At 64.7% G+C, this 22682-nt stretch carries 24 protein-coding genes; 17 read left to right on the forward strand and 7 right to left on the reverse strand.

Annotated features, from left to right (window positions below; translation table 11 throughout):
* The first annotated feature begins 248 nt into the window (after nucleotides 1–248).
* From BLR66_RS17220 to BLR66_RS17240, 6 genes are read left to right on the forward strand one after another with little or no spacing between them, the layout of a single operon-like run.
* On the forward strand, nucleotides 249–737 hold the full coding sequence (locus BLR66_RS17220; protein ID WP_093289806.1) for a DUF2244 domain-containing protein: 489 nt from the start codon (nucleotides 249–251) through the stop codon (nucleotides 735–737).
* Between the two features lie 18 nt (nucleotides 738–755).
* On the forward strand, nucleotides 756–1709 hold the full coding sequence (gene coxB / locus BLR66_RS17225; protein WP_093289807.1) for a cytochrome c oxidase subunit II: 954 nt from the start codon (nucleotides 756–758) through the stop codon (nucleotides 1707–1709).
* A gap of 58 nt (nucleotides 1710–1767) precedes the next feature.
* Nucleotides 1768–3378: a cytochrome c oxidase subunit I gene (gene ctaD / locus BLR66_RS17230; protein WP_093289808.1), complete on the forward strand. Its 1611-nt coding sequence runs from the start codon at nucleotides 1768–1770 to the stop codon at nucleotides 3376–3378.
* Nucleotides 3379–3385: 7 nt separating this feature from the next.
* A complete protein-coding gene (locus BLR66_RS19270; protein ID WP_176943937.1) occupies nucleotides 3386–3535 on the forward strand; it encodes a hypothetical protein in 150 nt (49 codons plus the stop codon).
* Complete coding sequence (locus tag BLR66_RS17235; RefSeq protein WP_093289809.1) at nucleotides 3532–4125, forward strand: cytochrome c oxidase assembly protein; 594 nt, start codon at nucleotides 3532–3534, stop codon at nucleotides 4123–4125. Before BLR66_RS19270 ends, BLR66_RS17235 begins: the two co-directional genes overlap by 4 nt.
* Nucleotides 4126–4172: 47 nt before the next feature.
* The gene (locus BLR66_RS17240; protein ID WP_093289810.1) at nucleotides 4173–5051 is read left to right on the forward strand and encodes a cytochrome c oxidase subunit 3; all 879 of its coding nucleotides are present in this window, start codon (nucleotides 4173–4175) and stop codon (nucleotides 5049–5051) included.
* A 178-nt stretch (nucleotides 5052–5229) separates the two neighbouring features.
* Here the strand turns inward: BLR66_RS17240 and BLR66_RS17245 are convergent, their stop codons facing one another.
* Nucleotides 5230–5448: a twin transmembrane helix small protein gene (locus tag BLR66_RS17245; RefSeq protein WP_093289811.1), complete on the reverse strand. Its 219-nt coding sequence runs from the start codon at nucleotides 5446–5448 to the stop codon at nucleotides 5230–5232.
* A 120-nt stretch (nucleotides 5449–5568) separates the two neighbouring features.
* Between BLR66_RS17245 and BLR66_RS17250 the strand changes: the two genes are divergently transcribed.
* The 5 genes from BLR66_RS17250 to BLR66_RS17270 all read left to right on the forward strand — a co-directional run bounded on the left by BLR66_RS17250 (nucleotide 5569) and on the right by BLR66_RS17270 (nucleotide 10350).
* On the forward strand, nucleotides 5569–6270 hold the full coding sequence (locus BLR66_RS17250; RefSeq protein ID WP_093289939.1) for an SURF1 family protein: 702 nt from the start codon (nucleotides 5569–5571) through the stop codon (nucleotides 6268–6270).
* A gap of 28 nt (nucleotides 6271–6298) precedes the next feature.
* Nucleotides 6299–6886, forward strand: a complete 588-nt coding sequence (locus BLR66_RS17255) for a hypothetical protein (RefSeq protein ID WP_093289812.1) — start codon at nucleotides 6299–6301, stop codon at nucleotides 6884–6886.
* Complete coding sequence (locus BLR66_RS17260) at nucleotides 6886–8049, forward strand: COX15/CtaA family protein (RefSeq protein WP_093289813.1); 1164 nt, start codon at nucleotides 6886–6888, stop codon at nucleotides 8047–8049. Before BLR66_RS17255 ends, BLR66_RS17260 begins: the two co-directional genes overlap by 1 nt.
* 2 nt (nucleotides 8050–8051) lie before the next feature.
* Nucleotides 8052–8978, forward strand: a complete 927-nt coding sequence (locus BLR66_RS17265) for a heme o synthase (RefSeq protein WP_176943938.1) — start codon at nucleotides 8052–8054, stop codon at nucleotides 8976–8978.
* Between the two features lie 115 nt (nucleotides 8979–9093).
* Nucleotides 9094–10350 carry a Xaa-Pro dipeptidase gene (locus BLR66_RS17270; protein WP_093289940.1) on the forward strand — a complete coding sequence of 419 codons (1257 nt, stop codon included), beginning with the start codon at nucleotides 9094–9096 and terminating at the stop codon, nucleotides 10348–10350.
* 25 nt (nucleotides 10351–10375) lie between these two features.
* On the opposite strand, the gene BLR66_RS17275 is transcribed toward BLR66_RS17270, so the two are convergent.
* Nucleotides 10376–12358, reverse strand: a complete 1983-nt coding sequence (locus BLR66_RS17275) for a S9 family peptidase (protein WP_093289815.1) — start codon at nucleotides 12356–12358, stop codon at nucleotides 10376–10378.
* 167 nt (nucleotides 12359–12525) lie between these two features.
* Nucleotides 12526–14265 (reverse strand): DNA primase, encoded by a 1740-nt coding sequence (dnaG, locus tag BLR66_RS17280; RefSeq protein WP_093289816.1) that lies wholly within the window; start codon nucleotides 14263–14265, stop codon nucleotides 12526–12528.
* Nucleotides 14266–14499: 234 nt separating this feature from the next.
* On the opposite strand from dnaG, the gene BLR66_RS17285 reads away from it, so the two are divergent.
* Nucleotides 14500–15402, forward strand: a complete 903-nt coding sequence (locus BLR66_RS17285; protein ID WP_093289817.1) for a hypothetical protein — start codon at nucleotides 14500–14502, stop codon at nucleotides 15400–15402.
* Nucleotides 15403–15442: 40 nt separating this feature from the next.
* On the opposite strand, the gene BLR66_RS17290 is transcribed toward BLR66_RS17285, so the two are convergent.
* From BLR66_RS17290 to rpsU, 3 genes are all read right to left on the reverse strand, one after another.
* The gene (locus BLR66_RS17290) at nucleotides 15443–15934 is read right to left on the reverse strand and encodes a GNAT family N-acetyltransferase (RefSeq protein WP_093289818.1); all 492 of its coding nucleotides are present in this window, start codon (nucleotides 15932–15934) and stop codon (nucleotides 15443–15445) included.
* Nucleotides 15935–16098: 164 nt separating this feature from the next.
* Entirely contained in the window at nucleotides 16099–16545 is a 447-nt protein-coding gene (locus tag BLR66_RS17295) for a GatB/YqeY domain-containing protein (protein ID WP_093289819.1), read from the reverse strand.
* 76 nt (nucleotides 16546–16621) lie between these two features.
* Nucleotides 16622–16837 carry a 30S ribosomal protein S21 gene (rpsU, locus tag BLR66_RS17300; protein WP_002808376.1) on the reverse strand — a complete coding sequence of 72 codons (216 nt, stop codon included), beginning with the start codon at nucleotides 16835–16837 and terminating at the stop codon, nucleotides 16622–16624.
* 124 nt (nucleotides 16838–16961) lie between these two features.
* Between rpsU and tsaD the strand changes: the two genes are divergently transcribed.
* From tsaD to folK, 3 genes are all read left to right on the forward strand, one after another.
* On the forward strand, nucleotides 16962–18014 hold the full coding sequence (tsaD, locus tag BLR66_RS17305; RefSeq protein ID WP_093289820.1) for a tRNA (adenosine(37)-N6)-threonylcarbamoyltransferase complex transferase subunit TsaD: 1053 nt from the start codon (nucleotides 16962–16964) through the stop codon (nucleotides 18012–18014).
* Between the two features lie 184 nt (nucleotides 18015–18198).
* Nucleotides 18199–18552, forward strand: coding sequence for a dihydroneopterin aldolase (gene folB / locus BLR66_RS17310; RefSeq protein ID WP_093289821.1), 354 nt, complete (start codon nucleotides 18199–18201; stop codon nucleotides 18550–18552).
* Nucleotides 18553–18579: 27 nt separating this feature from the next.
* Complete coding sequence (gene folK / locus BLR66_RS17315) at nucleotides 18580–19080, forward strand: 2-amino-4-hydroxy-6-hydroxymethyldihydropteridine diphosphokinase (RefSeq protein WP_093289822.1); 501 nt, start codon at nucleotides 18580–18582, stop codon at nucleotides 19078–19080.
* A 53-nt stretch (nucleotides 19081–19133) separates the two neighbouring features.
* On the opposite strand, the gene BLR66_RS17320 is transcribed toward folK, so the two are convergent.
* Nucleotides 19134–19874 carry a pteridine reductase gene (locus tag BLR66_RS17320; protein ID WP_093289941.1) on the reverse strand — a complete coding sequence of 247 codons (741 nt, stop codon included), beginning with the start codon at nucleotides 19872–19874 and terminating at the stop codon, nucleotides 19134–19136.
* A 147-nt stretch (nucleotides 19875–20021) separates the two neighbouring features.
* Between BLR66_RS17320 and BLR66_RS17325 the strand changes: the two genes are divergently transcribed.
* Nucleotides 20022–21470 (forward strand): circularly permuted type 2 ATP-grasp protein, encoded by a 1449-nt coding sequence (locus BLR66_RS17325; RefSeq protein WP_093289823.1) that lies wholly within the window; start codon nucleotides 20022–20024, stop codon nucleotides 21468–21470.
* A gap of 175 nt (nucleotides 21471–21645) precedes the next feature.
* Entirely contained in the window at nucleotides 21646–22587 is a 942-nt protein-coding gene (locus BLR66_RS17330; RefSeq protein WP_093289824.1) for an alpha-E domain-containing protein, read from the forward strand.
* Nucleotides 22588–22682: the final 95 nt, after the last annotated feature.

A 22682-nucleotide genomic window follows, 5' to 3' on the forward strand; every position in this document is an offset into this window, starting at 1 on the left:
GCAAGGTGGTCATAGGGTGTCGGGCATGCCTCGGGAGCCCGATAGTGTAGAGCTTGCGCTCCCGCCATATCACCGTAGGAACTGCCGAATATCAGGGCATCCACGCGCCGGATATGCGGTGGGACGCGCTGCAGGGGCACCGGCGGCGGCCCGATCAGCGGCTGCCCGCATCACCGAAGCTTGCCGCTCGGGGGTGCGGCGGCTACCATTTACAGGGTTTCCTGCGGCCAAAAAGCGCAGTTGGCGACATGATCGAAGTGGTTCCGTCTTTCCCGATCGGGCATGGCGCAAGGCTCAGCCTGCGACCGCCCCGGGCGCTGACGGCCCACCAGTTCAGGGCGCTGTTCGCGGCACTGGCCGGAACGATGTGGTTGGTGGCCAGCGCAGGCTGGCTGGCCGGCAACGTATTCGCGCCGGCCTTCGCGTTGCTGCATAGCGCGATCGTGGCGGCGGCGTTGCGCTGGTTGTGGCGCAGCGGCGAGCGCGGGGAATGCATCACCATCGGTCCCGAGGTGGTGGAAGTAAGCCGCAGCGACGGAAACGGGGCAGAGGCAGAGGCGATATTCCGGGCGCATCCCTATTGGGTGCGACTGCTTATCGAAGAAGAAGGCGAAAGGATTTCGCTGGCTTCCAGCGGCAGGCGGGTCGAGGTGGGCAACTTCCTCGGTCCGGCCGAACGCCGGGAGCTGGCAAGGCAGTTGCAGGATTTACTGGCGGCGGCAAGCCGCTACCGATGACGCACAAGGGTCTAGGCAATGACGCAAGCGAAAGGTTTCTTCAAGCGGGTCACACGGTCTCTGGGTGCGGCCTGCGCACTGTTGCTGGCGCCGGCATTGGCCTGGGCGCAATCGGCCGACCCCAAGCCCTGGCAGCTCAACATGGGTAAGGGCGTCACCACCTCCGCCCAGCACGCCTACGACGCGCACATGATTGCGCTGTACGTGTGCGTGGTCATCGGCATCATCGTGTTCGGCGCCATGGCCTACGCCATGTTCAAGTTCCGCCATTCCAAGGGCGCGGTCGCGGCGCAGTTCAGCCATAACACCACGGCCGAAATCATTTGGACGGTGATCCCGATCCTGATCCTGATCGTGATGGCCTGGCCGGCCACGGCCAAGCTGATCGCCATGTACGACACCCGCGATTCGGAAATGACGGTGAAGATCACCGGCGTGCAATGGCTGTGGAAATACGAATACCTGGGCGAAGACGTGCAGTTCACCAGCCGCCTGGACCACGAGTCGGACCGCATCCGCCAGAGCGGCGCCAAGCCGACCGTTGCGGCCAATCCGCACTACCTGCTCGATGTCGACAACCAGCTGGTGCTGCCGGTCAACACCAAGATCCGTTTCGTCATCACTGCCGACGACGTGATCCACGCGTGGTGGGTGCCGGCGCTGGGCTGGAAGCAGGACGCCATTCCCGGAATCATCAACGAGGCCTGGACCGATATCCAGACCCCGGGTATCTACCGCGGCCAGTGCGCCGAGCTGTGCGGCAAGGACCATGGCTTCATGCCGATCGTGGTCAAGGCCGTGAGCAAGGAAGAATTCAAGACCTGGCTGGCCTCGCGCAAGCCGGCCGCACCCGCGCCTGCTGCTGCTCCGGCCCCTGCCGCTACGCCCGCGGCTGCGCCGACCGAAGCAGCTCCCGCTGTGGCGCCGCCGGCCGAAGCCGCGCCCGCCGCCCCAGAACCCGCCAAGGTCTGAGCGCTTCCGCGCCGATCTTTCGCCAGCCCGCATTCGATTTTTTTTGAGGTAACACCCCATGGCCTATTCCGAAGTCGCCCACCATGACGATCACGGCCACAAGCAAGGCTTCATCGAGCGTTGGTTCTTCTCGACCAACCACAAAGACATCGGCACGCTGTACCTGATCTTCAGCTTCATCATGTTCATCATCGGCGCGGGCATGTCGGTAGTGATCCGCCTTGAACTGATGACGCCGGGCCTGCAGTTCGTGAAGCCCGAGTTCTTCAACCAGATGACTTCGGTGCACGCGCTGGTGATGATCTTCGGCGGGGTGATGCCGGCGTTCGTGGGCCTGGCCAACTGGATGGTGCCGCTGCAGATCGGCGCGCCGGACATGGCGCTGCCGCGCATGAACAACTGGTCGTTCTGGATCATGCCGTTCGCCTTCACCCTGCTGCTGCTGACCCTGGTGCTGCCGGGCGGCGCGCCGGCCGGCGGCTGGACGCTGTATCCGCCGCTGTCGCTGCAGGGCGGCTACAACGTGGCCTTCACCGTGTTCGCCATCCACATGATGGGCGTCAGCTCGATCATGGGCGCGATCAACATCATCGCCACCATCCTCAACATGCGCGCCCCGGGCATCGATCTGCTGAAGATGCCGATCTTCTGCTGGACCTGGCTGATCACCGCGTTCCTGCTGATCGCGGTGATGCCGGTGCTGGCCGGCGCGGTGACCATGCTGCTGACCGACAAGTTCTTCGGCACTTCGTTCTTCAACGCGGCCGGCGGCGGCGACCCGGTGATGTACCAGCACATCTTCTGGTTCTTCGGCCATCCGGAGGTCTACATCATGATCCTGCCGGCGTTCGGCATCGCCAGCGAGATCCTGCCGACCTTCAGCCGCAAGCCGCTGTTCGGCTACCAGGCCATGGTCTACGCCACCGCCTCGATCGCGTTCCTGTCGTTCATCGTCTGGGCGCACCACATGTTCACCGTGGGCATGCCGCTGGGCGGCGAAATCTACTTCATGTTCGCGACCATGCTGATCGCCATCCCCACCGGGGTGAAGGTGTTCAACTGGGTCAGCACCATGTGGCGAGGGTCGCTTTCCTTCGAGACGCCGATGCTGTGGGCCATCGCCTTCGTGATCCTGTTCACTATCGGCGGTTTCTCCGGGCTGATGCTGGCCATCGTGCCGGCGGACTTCCAGTACCACGACACTTATTTCGTGGTCGCGCACTTCCATTACGTGCTGGTCACCGGCGCGCTGTTCGGCATCATCGCCGCGGTCTACTACTGGTGGCCGAAGTGGACCGGCCGGATGTACAGCGAGTTCTGGGGCAAGTTCCACTTCTGGTGGAGCATTGTGTTCGTCAACCTGCTGTTCTTCCCGCAGCACTTCCTGGGCCTGGCCGGCATGCCGCGCCGCATCCCGGACTACAACCCGGTGTTCGCCGACTGGAACCTGATCAGCTCGATCGGCGCATTCGGCATGTTCGCCACCCCTTTCATCATGGGCCTGGTGCTGTGGTCCTCGCTGCGCAACGGCGCCAAGGCCGAAGCGCGCGCCTGGGAACATGCGCGCGGTCTGGAATGGACGGTGCCTTCGCCGGCGCCGCACCACACCTTCACCACGCCGCCGGTGATCCGTCCGGGTGATCTGGCTCACGACGACGTGACCCACTGATCGGACCATGAGCGAACCCACCCGTCCCGCCGCTCGCTCTACGGAGCATGACCTCGCCGTGCGCCGCAAGCGCGCGGGGCGTACGGCGTTGGTGATCGGTGGGATCGCGCTGGCGATCTACTTGGCCTTCATCCTCTCCGGCGTGGTCGCGCAATGAACGCGGACAAGCCCAACACAGCGAGGTCCAACACGGCCGGACTGTTCAAGCTGGTGGGCGTGTCGCTGGCGGCCTTCGCTTTCACCTTCTCGCTGGTGCCGCTTTACCGCATCGCCTGCGAAAAAGTATTCGGGATCCGTCTGGAACAGGGTCCGGGCGAAGCCCGCGCCGCCGCGCTGGACAAGAAAGCGCGCACGGTCACCGTGCAATTCGACGGCGGCGTGAACTCCAAGCTGCCGTGGGCGTTCCATCCGGAACAGCTGACCATGCAGGTGGTGCCGGGCGAGTTGAACGAGGCCCTGTATTTCGCGCGCAACGACGGCAAGAGCGCCATCGTCGGCAGCGCGGTGCCTTCGGTGGCGCCGGCGCGCGCGTCGGGCTACTTCACCAAGACCGAATGCTTCTGCTTCACCGCCCAGACCCTGCAGGCCGGCGAGAAGCGCGACATGCCGGTGCGTTTCATCGTCGATCCCGACCTGCCGGCCGACGTGAAAACCATCACCTTGTCGTATACCTTCTTCAAGAACGATGCCCTGACCGCGCGCCTGGGTTCGGGTAAGACTTCGTCGTCGCCGCTCGCGGCTCCGTAAATACCCATAAGATCAGCCACCAGATCAGCAACAGGAACGACCCCGCCATGGCCCAATCGCATTCGCCGGACGCCAACGTCTACTACGTACCGCACCACAGCAAGTGGCCGTTCGTGGGCTCCATCGCCATGTTCACCACCATGCTGGGCGTAGCCAGCTGGCTCAACGAGACCGCATGGGGCAAGTGGGCGTTCTTCGCCGGCATCGTCATGCTCTGCGCCACGCTGTTCATGTGGTTCGGCGATGTGATCCGCGAGTCGATCACCGGCAGCTACAACAAGCAGGTGGACGTGTCCTTCCGCATGGGCATGGTGTGGTTCATTTTTTCCGAGGTGATGTTCTTCGGCGCGTTCTTCGGCGCGCTGTTCTACGCGCGCAACCTGGCGCTGCCGTGGCTGGGCGGCGAAGGCGACGGCGTGATGACCAATGCGCTGCTGTGGGACGGTTTCAGCGCGGCCTGGCCGACCTCCGGTCCGGCACAGGTCGGTGGCGCGTTCCAGACCATTCCGGCCTGGGGCCTGCCGCTGGTCAACACCCTGATCCTGCTGAGCTCGGGCGTGACCCTGACCATCGCCCACCATGCGCTGAAAGCGGCCAACCGCAAGCAGGTGCTGATCTGGCTGGGCCTGACCGTGGTGCTGGGCTGCCTGTTCCTCACCTTCCAGGCCGAGGAGTACATCCACGCCTACAAGGAATTGAACCTGACCCTGGGTTCGGGCATCTACGGTTCCACCTTCTTCATGCTCACCGGCTTCCACGGCGCGCACGTGTTCCTGGGCACGCTGATGCTGCTGATCATGTGGCTGCGCGTGGCCAGGGGCCATTTCACCAAGGACAACCATTTCGCGTTCGAAGCGGCCGCGTGGTACTGGCACTTCGTCGACGTGGTGTGGCTGGGACTGTTCCTGTTCGTCTACGTGCTTTGATGCGCTCCTTCTCCCGTCGGGAGAAGGTGGCGCGCAGCGCCGGATGAGGGTACGGCGAAGCGAGATGGCGAACAGTGCGGGTTGGTAGTCAGTCCTTCATTCGCTTTGTTGCCGGCAGAATGTCCTTTTCGCCGTACCCTCACCCCAACCCCTCTCCCGCTGGAGAGGGGCTTTCGTTTCAGCCGCCGATACCGTGCGGCTTGATCACGCCGGTATAGATGCCCAGTGCCACCAGCAGGATCAGCGCCACCGAGAAGGCGATGCGCCGGGTCAGCGCATTGACGGTACGCTTGCTCTGGCCCTTGTCGACCAGCAGGTAGTACAGGCCGGCGCCCAGGTTCCACAGGATCACTATCAGGAACGCGATGATCAGCAGGGTTTTCAGCGAGTCGTTCATGGTGCTTTCGTCCGGCGGTGGGCACGTAGTATCAAGGCCCCTATTATCGCAGGCGCGGGGCAAGCACGCGTGAGCCGGACCAGCAACGGTCTGTTCGGTTGGGCGCTCGCTGTGCTGGCGATGGCGCTGTTCTGCAGTCTCGGTGTCTGGCAGCTGGATCGCGGCAAGCAGAAGCAGGCGATGCTGGCTCAGTCGCAGGGCGTACTGACCGCACGCATGCCCTTGCCGCTGCGCGCCGCCGCCGATCCGGCGCGCGCCGCCGCTTACGACTGGGCGCAAGGGCAGGGCCGTTTCCTGGACAAGCCCGCAGTACTCCTGGACAACCAGACCAGCGAAGGGCGTTCGGGCGTGCGCGTCTACCGCGTGTTCCAACCTGGCGCGCCCCAGGGCGATGCCGCCGGCACACCGCCGGTGCTGGTCGAACTGGGGTGGTTGCCGTTGCCGGGCGATCGCAGCCTTCCCCGCATCGATTCGTTTGCGGCCACCACGCAGGTGGCCGGTCTGCTGGCGCCGCCGCCATCGGCGGGCCTCGCCGCCGCGGTTGCTTCGCCGCAGGCCGACGGCAATCTGCTGGCGACCAGCCTCGACCATGCGGTGCTTTCGAATGCGCTCAAGCTGCCGACGCTGGCTCCGCGCGTGCTGCGTCTGGATCCCGCGCTCAAGGTCGGCTACCTGCGCGATCTGGATATTCTGCCCAACACCCTGCCGCCCGAACGCCACCTGGGCTACGCGGTGCAATGGTTCGGACTGGCGCTGGCCGTGCTGATCACCGCCTTGGTGCTGACGCTGCGCAAGCGCCGGCGGCATTCGCAGGCAGCGTAGAGCCGCTGCGCATGAGAAAATGCCGGACATGAGTTCGACTCCCCCTCTCCCGACCCCCTCCGAGGCGGCGCGGATCCGCCGCGGACGCTGGATCCTGGTGCTGATCTTCCTGCTGTTCTTCGGCACCATTTTCGGCGCCGGCATCCTGCGCTTCAGCGGCTGGCAGCCGCAGGGCACCAAAGCCCATGGCGAGATGCTGCGCCCGGCGGTGGATGCGCGCGCAGTGGTGCCCAAGCTGAAGGACGGCGGCGACTACGCATGGCAGCCGGCCGAACGCATGTGGCGGATCGCGGTCGCGCCGCCGGCCGACTGCGCCAGCGCCTGCCTGAAACTGGCCAAGGATCTGGACGTGGTGTGGCAGCTGTTCGGCAACAAGGCCGACCACGTCGAAATCCTCTGGATCGGTTCCCATCCCGCCGGCGCTCCCCAGACGCCGTCGTTACGCCTGTTGCAACCCACGCCCGAACTGCTGGCTGCGTTGCCGCGCGTGAACGATCCGGCCGGCGTGCCGCTGTACGTGATCGATCCCAACGGCTTCGTGATCCTGCGCTATGCGCCGGGCACCGATCCGGGCTTCATCCGCACCGACGTTTCGAAATTGCTCAAGTTGATCTGATGAACCTGCTCGCCCGTCCTGCCGTCTACAAGCATTTCCACCGCTTCGCCTGGCTCGCCGTGGCGCTGACCTTGTGCGTGGTGGTGTTCGGCGCCTTCGTGCGCTTGTCCGACGCAGGCCTGAGCTGTCCCGATTGGCCGACCTGCTACGGACGCGCCGCATGGCCGCAGGCCGCCAGCGAAGTGAACGATCACGCCGCCAGCGCCATCCGCCCGTTCGAAACCCACAAGGCCTGGCGCGAGCAGGTGCACAGGATGCTGGCCGGTTCGCTGGGCGTGCTGGTGCTGTTGCTGGCGGTGCTGGCCGCGCGCAAGCGCCGCTACGGCATCGCACAGATCGTGATTGCTTCGTTGCTGGTGGCCACTGCAATTCCGTTGTACATGCGCGGCGAACACCAGGCGGCATCGGTGCTGGCGGTCTTGGGCGAAGTCGTTCTCCTTTTCGCCGCATTGCGCTGGTCCAACGTGGACCTGGCGCGGGTCGGTGCATTCACACTTGCGGTAATCATCTTCCAGGCGCTGCTGGGCATGTGGACGGTGACCTGGCTGCTCAAGCCCATCGTGGTCATGGGCCATCTGCTGGGCGGCCTGACTACCTTCGCACTGCTGACCTGGATGGCGTGGCGCGCGATCGACCGGCCGATCATCGTGGTCGAAGCTATCGCGCTGAAGCGCTGGGTGATCGCCGGACTGGTGCTGCTGGGATTGCAGATCGCACTCGGCGGCTGGGTCAGCGCCAACTACGCCGCGCTGTCCTGCGGCGCGGGCAGCTGGTCGGCGGACAATTTCCCCAAGTGCGTGGGCCAGTGGTGGCCGCCGCACGATTTCCGCGAAGGCTTCGTACTCTGGCGCGGCGTCGGCGTGGATTACGAAGGCGGCGTGCTGGACGGCGCTTCGCGCATCGCCATCCAGATGGCGCATCGCATCGTCGCGGTCGTTCTCGCTCTGTACTTGTTGACGTTCGCCGTGCGCCTGCTGCGCACGCCGGGCATGCGCGGCTGGTCCACCGCTTTGTTCGTACTGGTCGTGGCCCAAGTCTCGCTTGGCATTCTCAACGTCAAGCTCGCTCTGCCGCTGCACGTAGCGGTTGCGCATAACGCGGGCGCCGCGCTGCTGTTGTTCGCGCTGGTCTCGCTGCTGGCGCGTTTGCGCAAATTGGAATGACGATGTCGGTCGTACGCCAGTACTGGAGCCTCACCAAGCCGCGCGTAGTCGCGCTGATCGTGTTCACCGCGCTGGTGGGCATGCTGCTGGCCATCGACGGCATGCCTGATGCGCAGCAGTTGAAGCGTGGCGCGCTCGGCTTCCTCGGCATCTGGCTGGCGGCTTCCAGCGCCGCGGCCATCAACCAGATCCTGGACGCGCGCATCGACGCGAAGATGGCGCGCACCTCCTGGCGTCCGTTGGTGGTCGGGCAACTGCAGCCGTGGCAGGCGCTGGTGTTCGCGCTGGTGCTGGCGGCGATCTCGATGACGGTGCTGGTGCTGTGGGTCAATACGATCACCGCGGTGCTGACCTTCGCCTCGCTGATCGGCTACGCGGTGGTCTACACCGTGTTCCTGAAACGGGCTACGCCGCAGAACATCGTCATCGGCGGCATCGCCGGCGCGGCGCCGCCGCTGCTCGGCTGGGCCGCGATCACCGGCATGACCGGGCGCTGGGACTGGGCCCACGCGCTGCTGCTGGTGCTGATCATCTTCGTGTGGACGCCGCCGCACTTCTGGGCGCTGGCGATCTTCCGCCGCGAAGACTACGCGCGCGCGCTGGTGCCCATGCTGCCGGTGACCCACGGCGTGACCTATACCCGCTGGCAGATCCTGTTCTACACGGTGCTGCTGGTGGAAGTGACGGTGCTGCCGTGCATCATCGGCATGAGCGGCTTCTTCTATCTGGGCGGGGCGCTGGTGCTGGGCGCGGTGTTCCTGTGGTACGCGTGGCGATTGCTGGATCCGCCCGACGAATTCTTCCCGATGCGCGTGTTCAACTATTCCATCGTCTACCTGATGGCGCTGTTCGCGTTTCTGTTGGCCGACCACTGGTTGATGCCGCTGCTGCAGCCGGCGTCGCTGATCGAGTTCGTGCCGCAAGCCTGAGCGACGGTTGCTCCGCCCCTTGCCGGTATTGCCTATACTCGATAGGTCGATAACAAGGGGAATCGCAAAGATGATCGAACGGCGCAGGATTGCTTCGAGTTGCCTATTCTTGGCCATGGCGTTCGGCGCCGGCGCGGTTGCCGCGCAGGAAACCGCCACCGAGCCAGCGCTATGGATAACCGCCGACCGCATGCTGGACGTCCGCAGCGGCCGCCTGATCGATCATCCCCATGTGCTGGTGCGCAACGGCCGCATCGTTGAAACAGGCAGCGGCGCCGCCACGGTTCCGGCGGGCGCCAAGCATGTGGATTTGCCAGGCATGACCTTGCTGCCGGGGTTGATCGATATGCACGTGCATTTGGACAGCGATCCCACTTATGGCGGCTACACCGGGCTGCAGTTCAGCGACCGGTTCTGGTCGGTGCTGGCCGTCGTCCACGCGCAGAAGACACTGGCGGCCGGTTTCACCACGGTGCGCAACGTCGGCGCCGATGCCTGGAACGATGTCGGCCTGCGCCAGGCGATCGATGCGGGCAAGATTATGGGGCCGCGCATCGTCACCGCAGGTCATTCGTTCGGCGCCACCGGCGGCCATTGCGACTCGACCTTTTTCCCGCCGTCGATGGAGCAGAAGAGTCCGTTCAACGCCGACAATCCCGAAGAGGGCCGCAAGCGCGTGCGCGAGCTGCGCAAGTACGGCGCGCAGGTCATCAAGATCTGCGCGACTGGCGGCGTGTTCTCGCGCAACACCGAGCCCGGCCAGCAGCAGCTGAGCCTGGAGGAGATGAAAGCCATCGCCGACGAAGCCCATCTGCAGGGCCTCAAGGTGGCCGCGCACGCGCACGGTGCCTCGGGCATCAAGGACGCCATCCGCGCCGGCGTGGACACCATCGAGCACGCCAGCCTGATCGACGACGAAGGCATCGCCCTGGCCAAGAAGCACGGTGCGTGGCTGTCGATGGACATCTACAACACCGACTACACCCAGGCCGAAGGCAAGAAGAACGGCGTGCTGGAGGACAACCTGCGCAAGGACCGCGAAGTCGCCGATATCCAGCGCGAAGGTTTTCGCCGCGCCCACGCCGCCGGCGCGAAAATGGTCTACGGCACTGATGCCGGGGTCTATCCGCATGGCTTGAACGCGGGCCAGTTCAAGGTGATGGTCCGCTACGGCATGACGCCCGTGGAAGCGATCCGCAGCGCAACGCTGGATGCGGCCGCGGCCCTGGACCGCAAGGATGTCGGTGCGATCGAGAAAGATCGCTGGGCCGATCTGATCGCCGTCTCCGGCGATCCGACCCAGGATGTGAGCCTGCTCGAAACGATTCCGTTCGTGATGAAGGGCGGGGAAGTGGTGAAGGACCTGCGCTAAGCGGTGCAGATCCGCACCACTCCGCTTACTTCAACAGATACTCCTGCCAGAACCGTATCGCCGCTGCGCCGAAGTAATCGCTATTGGTCTTCTTCTTGAAGCCATGGCCTTCGTCGGCGTACATCAGAAACCACACCGGCTGCCCGTTGCCGCGCACCGCCTTCACGATCTGCTCGGCTTCGGTATAGGGCACGCGCGGATCGTTGCGGCCCTGGGCCACGAACAGCGGCGATTTGATCTTGCTGGCGTTGTTCAACGGCGAGATGCGGTCGAACACCGCTTTCATCTCCGGCACGCGCTCGTCGCCGTATTCGGCGCGGCGCAGGTCGCGGCGGTAGCTTTCGGTGTTGTTGAGGAAGGTGCCGAAATGCGAAATGCCGACCGTGTCCACGCCTGCGCGGATGCGGTCGCCGTAGTGCATCAGCGAGGCCAGCACCATGTAGCCGCCGTAGCTGCCGCCGGCCACCCCCACGCGGCTGGCGTCGAGTTCGGGCTGCGTAGCGATCCAGTCGAGCAGCGCGCCGATGTCCTTCACCGAGTCTTCGCGCTTTTCCGCGTTGTCCAGGGTGAGGTAGGTCTTGCCGTAGCCCGAGGAGCCGCGCACGTTGGGCACCAGCACCGCGACGCCCAGCTCGTTGGCCATGAACTGGAAACTGGGAGTGAACGTGGGCAGTGCCTGGCTCTCCGGACCGCCGTGGATATTGATGACCACCGGCAGTTTGCCGTTGGCCGGCAGCTTGGCGGGGCGGTAGTAGAACGCGGGGATGGTGCGAGGCTTGCCGTCCACCTGGTCGAAAGTAGGGAAGCGCACCAGCGTCGGCGCGACGAACTTCGACGCATCCAGGCCGCCGACTTCGCTTCGCGTCCACTGCGTGCGCTGGCTGCTGGCCAGGTCGATCACATGCACGTCGCTGGGCGAGGTGGCGGTGTTAAGACTCAGCGCCAGACGCTTCCCATCTGGCGAGAAACCAAGCCCTCCGATCACCCCCACCGGCAGCTCCGGCAACTTCACCGGGCGATGGCCGGGAAGCGACAGCACGTGCAATTTGCTGATGCCGTCTTCATTGGTGACGAACGCCAGGTGCTTGCCGTCATCGGCGATTTCCAACCCTTCCGCATCCCACGGAATGCCGCCGCTCAACTGTTCGAACTTGCCGGCCTCCGGGTCGTGGAAGCGTAGGGTCTGGAATTCGCTGGGCTTGCCGTCGAAAGGCTCATCGGAGATGAAGTACACCGATTTGCCGTCCGGCGCGAATTTGAAACCGGCGAACGCCGCCTTGCCGCCGTCCACGGGAAACAGCTCCAGCTTGCCGCTCGCCAGATCGACCACACCGGGATACGACTCGTTGGCCGACACGTACTTCACCACCAGCAAGCGCTTGCCGTCGGGCGAGAAATCCATCGGGCTCCAGCTGCCGCCCGCCGTCACCAGCGGGCGCGAGGTGCCGGCGCGGGTGTCGCGCACCCACACATCGCGGTCGGTGCCGTTGCGCGTCGTGCTGGTGTAGGCCATCAGGCCGCCGTCGCGGCTGATCGTCGCGCTGCCGTTCTGCGTGCGCTTGCCATCGGTCAACAGAGTGATGGAGCGGGTCGATTCGTCGAACCAGTACAGCTGCGAGAATTCATCGCCGCCCTTGTCCTTGGCGAAGACGAAACCCTGGCGCCAGGCGGCAGCCGGCGAAGAAGTCAATCCCGAAATGGGTTCGGGATAGAACGTCAGCTGCTCGCGCATGCCCATCGGCTGGCACACGCGGTGCGCCTGCGCGGTCTCGGCGAAACGGGTGCTGATCAACACGCAGCCGTCCTTGGTCCAGCCGGCGAAGGATGCGCCGCGCGTGTTCTGGTAACGGTCCAGCCGTTCGATCAGTTCCGCGGGTATTTCCGGGACGTTCTCGGTGATGCGGTTGCCTTGTTCCAGGCGCTGCACCTCCGGCGCGCGCTGGGCCGAAGCGGGCAGCGCGGAAACCAGCAGCAAGCCGGCGCACAACGTGTAAGCAATGCGACGCATCAGGGCTCTCCGGGAGGCGATCGCAGGACTGTAACCTGTGAAAAGCGCACATGCTCATGACTAATGTCATGCTTTGTAGAGCCGAGCTTGCTCGGCTGTTCTTTGCGCAGGTTCAAGAGCAGCCGAGCAAGCTCGGCTCTACAAAGCCGCCATCCAGTCAGGTACGGTCAGGCGGGCTGCTTGCCGCGCCGGCGCTGCGCCTGCAGCAGGGTCATCAGTTCGTACTTGTCGGCGACATCCAGCGGGCCGGCGCCCATCTTCGCCTGCAACTCGGTCAGGCGCTGCTGGATGGCCTGGTCCTCCAATTGCTCGGCCGCGTCGATCAGCGTCTGTCGCCACTTGCCTTCATCGCCGGGCACTACTTCCGAGGCCAGCTTCTGCAGCGCGGTGAGATCTTCACGTTCCGAGAAATGCTGCAGCAGCGCGCCAGTGGTGATTTCCGGCCGCGCATGCACCAACGACAAGAGCTCCACCAGCAATCCCACCCCGGGCTGGTTGAGATCCTTGAATCCATAGGGTGGTTCCAGCGATAGCGCCAACGAAGGCTGTTGCAGCAAGACGGTGATCGCACCACGCACCAGGCTGCGCTTCTGCGCCTGCGCCGGCACGCGGGATGCCACTTTGGGTTTTTCGGGCAAGACGGGCTGTTGCTGCACGCCTACGCCGGTGATTTCGCCCAGCCGCTGCCGCATCAGGTCGCCGAACGCGCCATCGGGTATCTGCGCCAGCAAAGGTTTCGCGCGCTCGGCCAGACGCGCCTTGCCGTCCAGCGTGGACAGGTTAACGTCCTTGCCCAGCTCATCGTAGAAGAACTGCGACAACGGCGTGGCCTGCTGCAGACGCATGTCGAAACCCGCCGCGCCCTCGCTGCGCACGATGCTGTCCGGATCCTCGCCATCGGGCAGGAACAGGAAGAACGCCTGTCGCCCGTCCTTCATGCGCGGCAGCACCGACTCCAGCGCCTTCCAGGCGGCGCGCTGGCCGGCGGCGTCGCCATCGAAACAGAAATACACGTCCGGCGAATTGCGGAACAGCAGCTCGGCATGATCGGGCGTGGTCGCGGTGCCCAGCGTCGCCACGGCCTGCGTCACCCCGTACTGGAACAACGACACCACATCCATGTAGCCCTCCACCACCACCAACCGTTCGATCTTCTGGTTGGCCTGCCGTACCTGCCACAGTCCGTAGAGTTCGCGGCCTTTGTGGAACAGCGGCGTTTCCGGCGAGTTGAGGTATTTGGGGCCGTCGTCCTTGGTCAGCACACGGCCGCCGAAGGCGATCACGCGGCCGCGGCGGTCGTGGATGGGGAACATCACCCGGTCGCGGAACTTGTCGTAGACGCGGCCGTTGTCGCTTCTGGACAGCATGCCGGTCTTGTCGAGCAGCTTGATCCGGCGTTCGTCCGTGCCCAGCGCGTCCTTGAGTCCGGAAAATCCATCCGGCGCATAGCCGATGGAAAACTGCGTGCGGATGCCGTCGTCGACGCCGCGCTGATCGAGATAGGCCCTGGCTTTCTCGCTGTCCTCCAGTTGCCGCTGGAAGAACTTGGCGGCCGCGTCCAGCGCCGCGTACATGTCGCGGCCATCGTCGGTTTCGTTGCGGGTCCGCGTTTCCTTGGGCACTTCCATGCCCACGCGCTTGGCCAGCTCGTCGACCGCATCCAGGAATTCCAGGCGGTCGTAGTTCATCAGGAACGAGATGGCGGTGCCGTGCGCCCCGCAACCGAAGCAGTGGTAGAACTGCTTGGTCTGCGACACGGTGAACGACGGCGAACGCTCGTCGTGGAACGGGCAGCGCGCCGAATACTCCTTGCCCTGCCGTTTCAGCGGCACGCGCGTACCGATCACCTCGACGATGTCGGTGCGCGCCAGGAGGTCGTCGATGAAGGCGTCGGGAATGCGCGCCATGCTGGGGTTGGAAGCCTCGGTTGCGGGGCCGGCGGGGCCGGCTCGTTAGGGTAACTGCCGCGGTGGATGCCGGGGGGTGCATCGCGATCGCGGGTATTAGGATTTTCGGCGATTCAAGTATGATCGATCCGCTGCGGGTATCACACCGGAATCGTGGGCGCCGCAGCTCGTTCAGGACGAGCGGGTACCGCTCAAGTCAAAGCCAAAGCATAGGGAGGTTATATGGTGAATAGGATGTTGTGTCTGGCCGGCCTGCTGGCCCTGTCCGCGGCCGCTCGCGCCGGCACCTGCGAAGACGGTTTCGAGGCGGTCGGCGACCCGCGCAACGGTCTGCTGTTCATGGGGGAGGTGCAAAAGCCGGGGCTGAGCGTCAGCAGCGCCTTGGGCCAGCTGCAGAAGATTGCTCTCGACAAAAGCTACCAGATCGGCAACGAGTCGATCACCGGAAATTCCGGCGAGTTGTTCTTTACCCAAACCAATCTCCGCACGCCCATCGTGATGCGGGCGCAGGCCGATAGCTCCGGACAGGTATCGCTGGGCACCAAGCTGGCGCGTGGCCAGAAGGTGGAGGTGGCGGATGCGCGTAAGGAAATCTGCTCGATGCTCGCCATGCTCAAGACCGGCAAGGAAGGCGAGGCGATCGCCGCCGCCGTGCGCAAGAGCAGCGGCGCGGGCCAGGTGATCGATGCCGAGGCCCCGAAGCTGTCGGCGGAAATCGGCCGCGAGATCCAGAAGACGATGGCGGGGGTGAAAAGCAAGGGGACGCTCGGCAATCTCCTGATCGGTTCCACCAATTACGCGACCGCGGGCGAACACAAAGAAGCGTTCGCACCCATCATCGCCAAATACAAGGGACGTAAATACCGGATCGATGGGCAGATCTACACAGTGTCGCGGAATGAGTTCAGCGGCGAATTGGTGGTCGCCTACCTGGTCACGCAGACCCGCGGTTTGCTCAAGATTCGCCAGAGTTCCACGTACAACAGCAACAACTTCATGATCCAGTGCGTGCTGGCACCGGACCAGGCGAAGTTCTTCCTCACCCTGTCCGAGGGGGATTGGGTGAAATTGGCAGGTACGGTAGACAAGATCGACCCCGAAAGCATGGAGCTTCGGGATTGCCGCCAAGCCAACTGAGCCCAGCATCAATCGTTTGCGAGGCGGACTCGACCCGGCCCTAGCGTCCGGGTCGGTCCGACTCCGCGGCCAGCGCGTGCAGGGCCGGCCCGCTGAGCCGTTGCACTGTCCATTCCTCCAGGCCCACCGCGCCCAGGCTGCGGTAGAAGCGGATGGCCGGTTCGTTCCAGTCCAGTACCGACCACTCGAAACGGCCGCAGCCGCGCTCGGTCGCCAGCTTGGCCAGGTGGACCATCAGCCGCTTGCCCAGGCCCAGACCGCGGTATTGCGGGCGGACGAACAGATCTTCCAGGTATAGGCCGCGCTGGCCGAGGAAGGTCGAGAAATTGTGGAAGAACAGGGCGAAACCAGCGGGTTGGCCGTCGACTTCGGCCATCACGACTTCCGCTGCGGGGCGCGCACCGAACAATTGCTCGGTCATGCCGGCTTCGGTAGCGACGGCCTCATGGGCGAGCTTCTCGTACTCGGCCAACTCGCGGACGAAAGCCAGGATTTGCGGCACGTCCGCGCGCGTCGCGGGACGCAGTTCGATATTTCGGAGAGGCGATGGATTCGGTCATGGCCGGAACAACTTAGCCCTCCCCTTCAAGGGGAGGGTTGGATGGGGATGGTGTGGCTGCGAAAGTGAATCAATGGGATCGGACGGGAAAACCATCCCCATCCCGGCCTTCCCCTTGAAGGGGAAGGAGAAAAAACTCAGCCCGCGAATTTCTTCTTCACCAGCGCCGACACCAGACCCATGTCGGCCTGTCCGGCCAGCTTCGGCTTCAGCACGCCCATCAGCTTGCCCATGTCGGCCGGGCCGGTGGCGCCGGTTTCGGCGATGGCAGCCTCGATGGCGGCCAGGATCTCGGCTTCGCCCAGCTTGGCCGGCAGGTACTTCTCGATCACCACTATTTCCGCACGCTCGACGGCGGCCAGGTCCTCGCGATTGGCGGCTTCGAACTGGCTGACCGAATCCTTGCGCTGCTTGACCATCTTTTCCATCGCAGCGATCACCGCGGCGTCGTCCAGCTCGATGCGTTCGTCCACTTCGCGCTGCTTGATGGCGGCGTTGATCAGGCGCACCACGCCCAGGGTGTGCTTGTCGCCCCCTTTCATGGCGGCCTTCATGTCTTCGACGAGTTGCTGTTTCAGGGTCATGCGGAATCTCCAAAGGCTAAAAACACAAAAAGCCGGCTACGCTCGCGCGTGCCGGCTTCTGGCGAAGCGACGCGGCTCAGTACAGGCGCTGGCGCTTGGTGACATCGCGCGAGCTGCGACGCAGCTGACGCTTCACCGCAGCAGCGGCCTTGCGCTTGCGTTCCTGGGTCGGCTTCTCGTAGAACTCGCGCTTGCGGGTTTCGGCCAGAACACCGGCTTTTTCGCAGGTACGCTTGAAGCGACGCAGAGCAAACTCAAAAGGCTCGTTTTCGCGGACTTTGACGCTGGGCATGGAATCTCCGGGACACAAACAACCGGGTCAGTCCCGGCGAGCCGCGTATGATAACGGCACCCCGGGGCTGCCTGCAAGCCGCCCGGGCGCTGGATTACCGCCCACAAGCCCCCATTTTGAGCCCATGCGCGTCCTCGGTATCGAAACTTCCTGCGATGAGACCGGCGTGGCCGTCTACGACACGGCCCTGCCGGGCAGCGCCGGGCTGCGCGCCCACGCGGTCTACAGCCAGATCGCCCTGCATGCCCAATACGGCGGCGTGGTGCCCGAACTGGCCAGCCGCGACCACGTCCGCAAGCTGCTGCCGCTGGTCAGACAGACCCTGGCCGAAGCCGATCTGAAGCTCGAAGACTTGGACGGGGTGGCTTATACCGCCGGCCCCGGGCTGGTCGGCGCGCTGCTGGTCGGGGCGGGAGTAGCCCGTTCCCTGGCCTGGGCGCTGGAAGTCCCGGCGGTGGGCGTGCACCACATGGAAGGCCATCTGCTGGCCCCTTTGATGGAAGACGACCCACCCGAAGCGCCCTTCGTGGCCTTGCTGGTCTCCGGCGGGCATACCCAGCTGGTGGCGGTGGACGCCATTGGCAGCTACCGGTTGCTGGGGGAAACCCTGGACGACGCGGCCGGGGAAGCCTTCGACAAGACCGCCAAGGTCATGGGCCTGCCTTACCCCGGCGGGCCGCAGCTGGCGGCGCTGGCGGCGACCGGCCGCCCGGGCGTCTACAAGTTCTCCCGGCCGATGACCGACCGGCCCGGCCTGGATTTCAGCTTCAGCGGCCTGAAGACCCAGGTGATGCTGGCCTGGCGCGACAGCGACCAGTCCGACGCCACCCGCGCCGACATCGCGCGCGGCTTCGAAGACGCGGTGGTGGACACTCTGGCCATCAAGTGCGAACGCGCGCTGGAAGCGGCGGGCAGCGACACCCTGGTGATCGCCGGCGGCGTGGGCGCCAACAAGCGCCTGCGCGAGAAGCTGCACGACATCGCCGGTAAGCGCGGTGGACGCGCCTGCTTCCCCCGCCCGGCGTTGTGCACTGACAACGGCGCGATGATCGCTTTCGCGGGCGCGTTGCGGCTGCAGGCGGGGCAATACGAAACCGCAGCGGTGAAAGTCACCCCGCGGTGGGACATGGCGACGTTGCCTGTAGTGGGCGAGACGAAGCCGGAGTTCCAACAGTAACGGCGAAAAATGAGCGTCGTCATCCCAGCGAAAGCTGGGATCCATCTTGATCTTGCTTCTTGTCAGCGTCGGTAGCTACGAGCAAAGTCAAAATGGATCCCAGCTTTCGCTGGGATGACGAGCAAAAGCGGTTACGCTTTTGTTTCTCAACACTTCTGTCACCTAACTCGCGTGCCCGGCTGCCATGGACAAAGTCTTCATAGAAGGTCTCGAAATAGACGCCCTCATCGGCATCTACGATTGGGAGCGGCGTATCCGCCAGACGCTGCGCTTCGACCTGGAGATGGGTTTCGACAACCGCAAGCCCGCGGCCAGCGACGACATCGCCGATACGCTCAACTACAAGGCGGTCAGCAAGCGGCTGATCGAATTCGTCTCCCAATCCGACTACGGCCTGGTGGAAACGCTGGCCGAGCGCTGCGCGGAAATCGTGCTGGCGGAATTCGGCGTGTCCTGGCTGAGATTGAAACTCAGCAAGCCTGGCGCGGTACGCGGTGCGGTGGCAGTGGGTGTGGTCATCGAGCGTTCGCGCGAATGAGCCGCTCGCGCTAAGGATGACAATTTAGTGGGCAAGGCCTACCTCAGTCTGGGCAGCAACATGGAAGCGGAAAGGAATCTCGCTTCCGCCGTGTCCGCATTACGCGCGCGCTTCGGCGCGCTGGTCCTTTCGCCGGTCTACCGTACCGCCGCGATCGGCTTCGAAGGCGCCGACTTCCTCAACGCGGCGGCGATCATCGAATCCGATCTTGACGTGCATGCGCTCAACGATTGGCTGCATGCGCTGGAAGACGCGCATGGCCGCGACCGCAGCGGCCCGCGTTTCGGCGACCGTCCGTTGGATATCGATATCGTGTTCTACGACGATCTGGTGATGGAGGGGGCGGGGAGTTTGCGTATTCCGCGCCCGGAGTTGAGGCACGCTTTCGTGCTGAAGCCTCTGGCCGACATCGCGCCTGATTTCGTAGATCCCAAGTCGGGTCAGACATTGGCAGCGCTGTGGGCCCATTCACCGGAGCGCGAGATGTCCCTGGAAGTCGTGGGAGCGGCGTCCCGCCGCGAGCTTTAGCTCTTGCAGGAACAACAAAGCAAAAGCTCGTGGCGGGACGCCGCTCCCACCAGTCATCCCGCCAGCGTGCGGCCACCATCCACGCGAATTACTTGGCCGGTCGTATAGGTCGCATCCTGCAGTAGCCAGCGCACGGCTTCGGCGATTTCCTCCGGCGTACCGGTGCGCGCCAGCGGCGTGCGTCCGAGCATGCTCTGCTTCGCGGCGTCGCTATGGTCCTGTTCCGGCCACAGGATCGCTCCTGGCGCGACCGCATTGACGCGCACTTCCGGCGCCAGTTCCAGCGCCAGCGATTGGGTCGCCATCAACAGTGCGGCCTTGGCCATGCAGTAGACCGTGTGCCCGGCCAGCGGGCGCTCGGCATAGATATCGGCCAGATTGACGATGGCGCCGCGCGCGGCCTTCAGGTGCGGCGCGGCGGCCTGGGCCAGGAAGAACGGTGCGCGCGCATTCGAGGCGAACAGCGCGTCCCATTGCTGCGGCGTGGTATCGCCAATGGCCGTCGGTTGGAACGTGGATGCATTGTTCACCAGCGCATCGAGCCGCCCGAAGCGGCCGACCGTCCTGGCCACCAGTTCGGGCAGACGGTCGAACTCGGACAGATCCGCCTGCAGGGTAAGCACGCTGCCGGCGCGCGCCGATTCCAGTTCGGCCGCCAGCGCCTGCATTTCCGCCGCCGAGCCACGGTAATGCAGCGCCAGGTCGTACCCCTGTGCGTGCAGGCGTCGGGCGATGGCCGCACCGATGCGGCGGGCGCTGCCGGTGATCAGGGCGGCGGGGGAAGAGGCGGGCATGGAATTCCTGATGTCGAAGGCCGGCCACATTGTGTCTCCAATCCGCTGCGCCGGGCCAATGCTTGACGGCCATCGCGGTTCCGGGCATGTTGCAATGCATCACCTGTCAGGACGCACGCGCCGACGCAGGACAACGGAACGGAGCGAATGGACTGGGCGAAGTACCGCACTACCACTTTCGACGAGCTGATCCAGGCTGACGGCCAGCCGCGACCGGCAGCGCGCCGTCTGGTCGAATACCTGGGTGGCCTGTCCGGCCGCGAGATCGCTGAGCGTCAGGTCGCCGCCGACGTCATCGCCCGGGTCATGGGCATCACCTTCACCGTGTATTCCGACGGCCGCAACGTGGACCGCACGCTGCCGTTCGACCTGATTCCGCGCGTCATCCCGCGCACCGAATGGCAGCGTACCGAAGCCGGCCTGAAGCAGCGCATGCGCGCGCTGAACCTGTTCATCGGCGACATCTACGGCAAGCAGCAGATCGTCAAGGACAAGGTGTTCCCGGCGATGCTGTTGAAGGACTCGGTCAATTTCCGTCCGCAGTGCGTGGGCATCAAGCCGCCGCTCGGCGTGTGGGCGCACATCTGCGGTTCGGATCTGGTGCGCGACGGCGACGGCACCTTGTACGCGTTGGAAGACAACCTGCGTATTCCCAGTGGCGTGTCCTACATGCTGGAAAACCGCATGGTGGCCAAGCGCGTGTTTCCGGAATTGTTCGAGACCAGCTCGATCCTGCCTGTAGACGAATATCCTTCGCAGCTCTACGACACTCTGGCCGCGCTTTCGCCGCGCCCGGGCGACACACCGACCATCGCCCTGCTCACGCCGGGGGTGTTCAACAGCGCGTATTTCGAACATGCCTATCTGGCCCAGGCGATGGGCATCGAACTGGTGGAAGGCAACGACCTGTTCGTGGCCGACGACGATTGCACCTACATGCGCACGGTGTACGGCGCGCAGCGGGTGGATGTGATCTACCGGCGGGTGGACGATCTGTTCATCGACCCGGAAGTGTTCCATCCCGAATCGGTGCTGGGCGCGCCGGGCCTGATGCGCAGCTGGCGTGCCGGCAAGGTGGCGCTGGCCAACGCGCCGGGAGCGGGCGTGGCCGACGACAAGGTGGTGTTCGCCTACGTGCCGAAGATGATCAAGTACTACCTGGACGAGGATCCGATCCTGCCCAACGTGCCCAGCTATCTTTGCCACAATGCGAAGGAGCGCAAGTACGTGCTGGAGAACATCGAGAAACTGGTGGTGAAGCCGGCCAACGAATCGGGCGGCTACGGCATGCTGATCGGGCCGCGTTCCACCAAGCGCCAGCGCGACAAGTTCAAGAAGCTGATCGAGGCCGATCCGCGCAACTACATGGCGCAACCGACGCTGTCGCTGTCCACCGCGCCCATCGTCACCGACGATGGTCCCTCGCCGCGGCATCTGGACCTGCGGCCTTTCGTGCTGTCCCGTGAGGATATTTATGTCACCACGGGCGGGCTTACCCGCGTGGCGATGGAAAAGGGTTCGCTGGTGGTGAATTCTTCGCAGGGCGGTGGTGCGAAGGACACCTGGGTGGTGGATCTTGATGAGGAGGCGGATTGATGCGAGTGGTTGAGCGCTTTGCTCTAGCTCATCCTTCCCGCAAAGGCGGCGTAGGTCGGGGCTACGCCCCCGACACAGGGGAACCTTGCCTCTACGTACGTCGGGGGCGTAGCCCCGACCTACCTGGTCTTTGCGAGGAAGACGATTTCGTTATTCCTTGCTGTGAGGTCCGCTGATGCTCTCCCGCGTCGCCGACAACCTCTACTGGTTCAGCCGCTACGTACGCCGCGCCGAGAACACCGCGCGGCTGGTCGGCGTCGGCAGTCTGCTGCAGCTGGATCTACCGCGTTCGGTGCGCTTCGCCTGGCGGCCGATGGTCGATACGGTGGGAGCGGGCGATGCCTTCGCCGAACTGTTCCCCAGCACCGGCGACGACGCCAGCGATGCCGAAGTGGTGCGCTTCCTGCTGCTGGACGAACGCAATGCGTCCTCGCTGCGCAGTTCGGTCGACAACGCGCGCGAGATCCTGCGCGGCATCCGCGACACCCTGCCGCAGGAAGTGTGGGAAGCCATCAACGATCTGTATCTGTACATCGAAGCCAATGGCGAGCGCGGCATGAGCCGGCGCTACCGCATGGAGTTCATCGCCCGCATCGCCGATGGCTGCCTCAAGGTTTCCGGCTTGCTGACCGCCAACGTGAGCCGCGACATCGGCTTCCAGTTCCTGCGCCTGGGCACGGCCATCGAGCAGGCCGACATGACCACGCGCATCATCGATGCCGGTGCGTCGGGACTGGTGACGCCGCGCAACGAGGACGACCGCGAGGCCTTCCAGAACATGCAGTGGATGGCGGTGCTGCGGTCGCTGGCCGCCTATCAGATGTACCGGCGCCATGTGCGCCAGCGCGTGACCGCAGAACACGCGCTGCGGTTCCTGCTGCAGAATAGCGAATTCCCGCGCAGCGTGCAGTTCTGCCTGGCTCGCGCGCACAGCGTGCTGCCCACCATGCCGGCGCGGCCGGGCGTGGACCGCGGTCTGAACCGGGTGGTGGGATTGATCCGCAATGCGGACCCGGTGTCGCTGGCGGCGAAGAATCCGGCGGAGTTCATGGACGAGATCCAGGTGCACCTGGGCACCTTTCACGCGGCGCTGGCCGACGGTTATTTCCGCGGCTGAAACGGCTATGCGATTGTGTAGGAGCGGGCCCTGCCCGCGACGCTCTCCGTTACGAGCATAAAGCGTCGCGGGCAGGGCCCGCTCCTATAAATGCG

Source organism: Pseudoxanthomonas sp. CF125 (assembly GCF_900104085.1).
Classification (GTDB): Bacteria; Pseudomonadota; Gammaproteobacteria; order Xanthomonadales; family Xanthomonadaceae; genus Pseudoxanthomonas_A.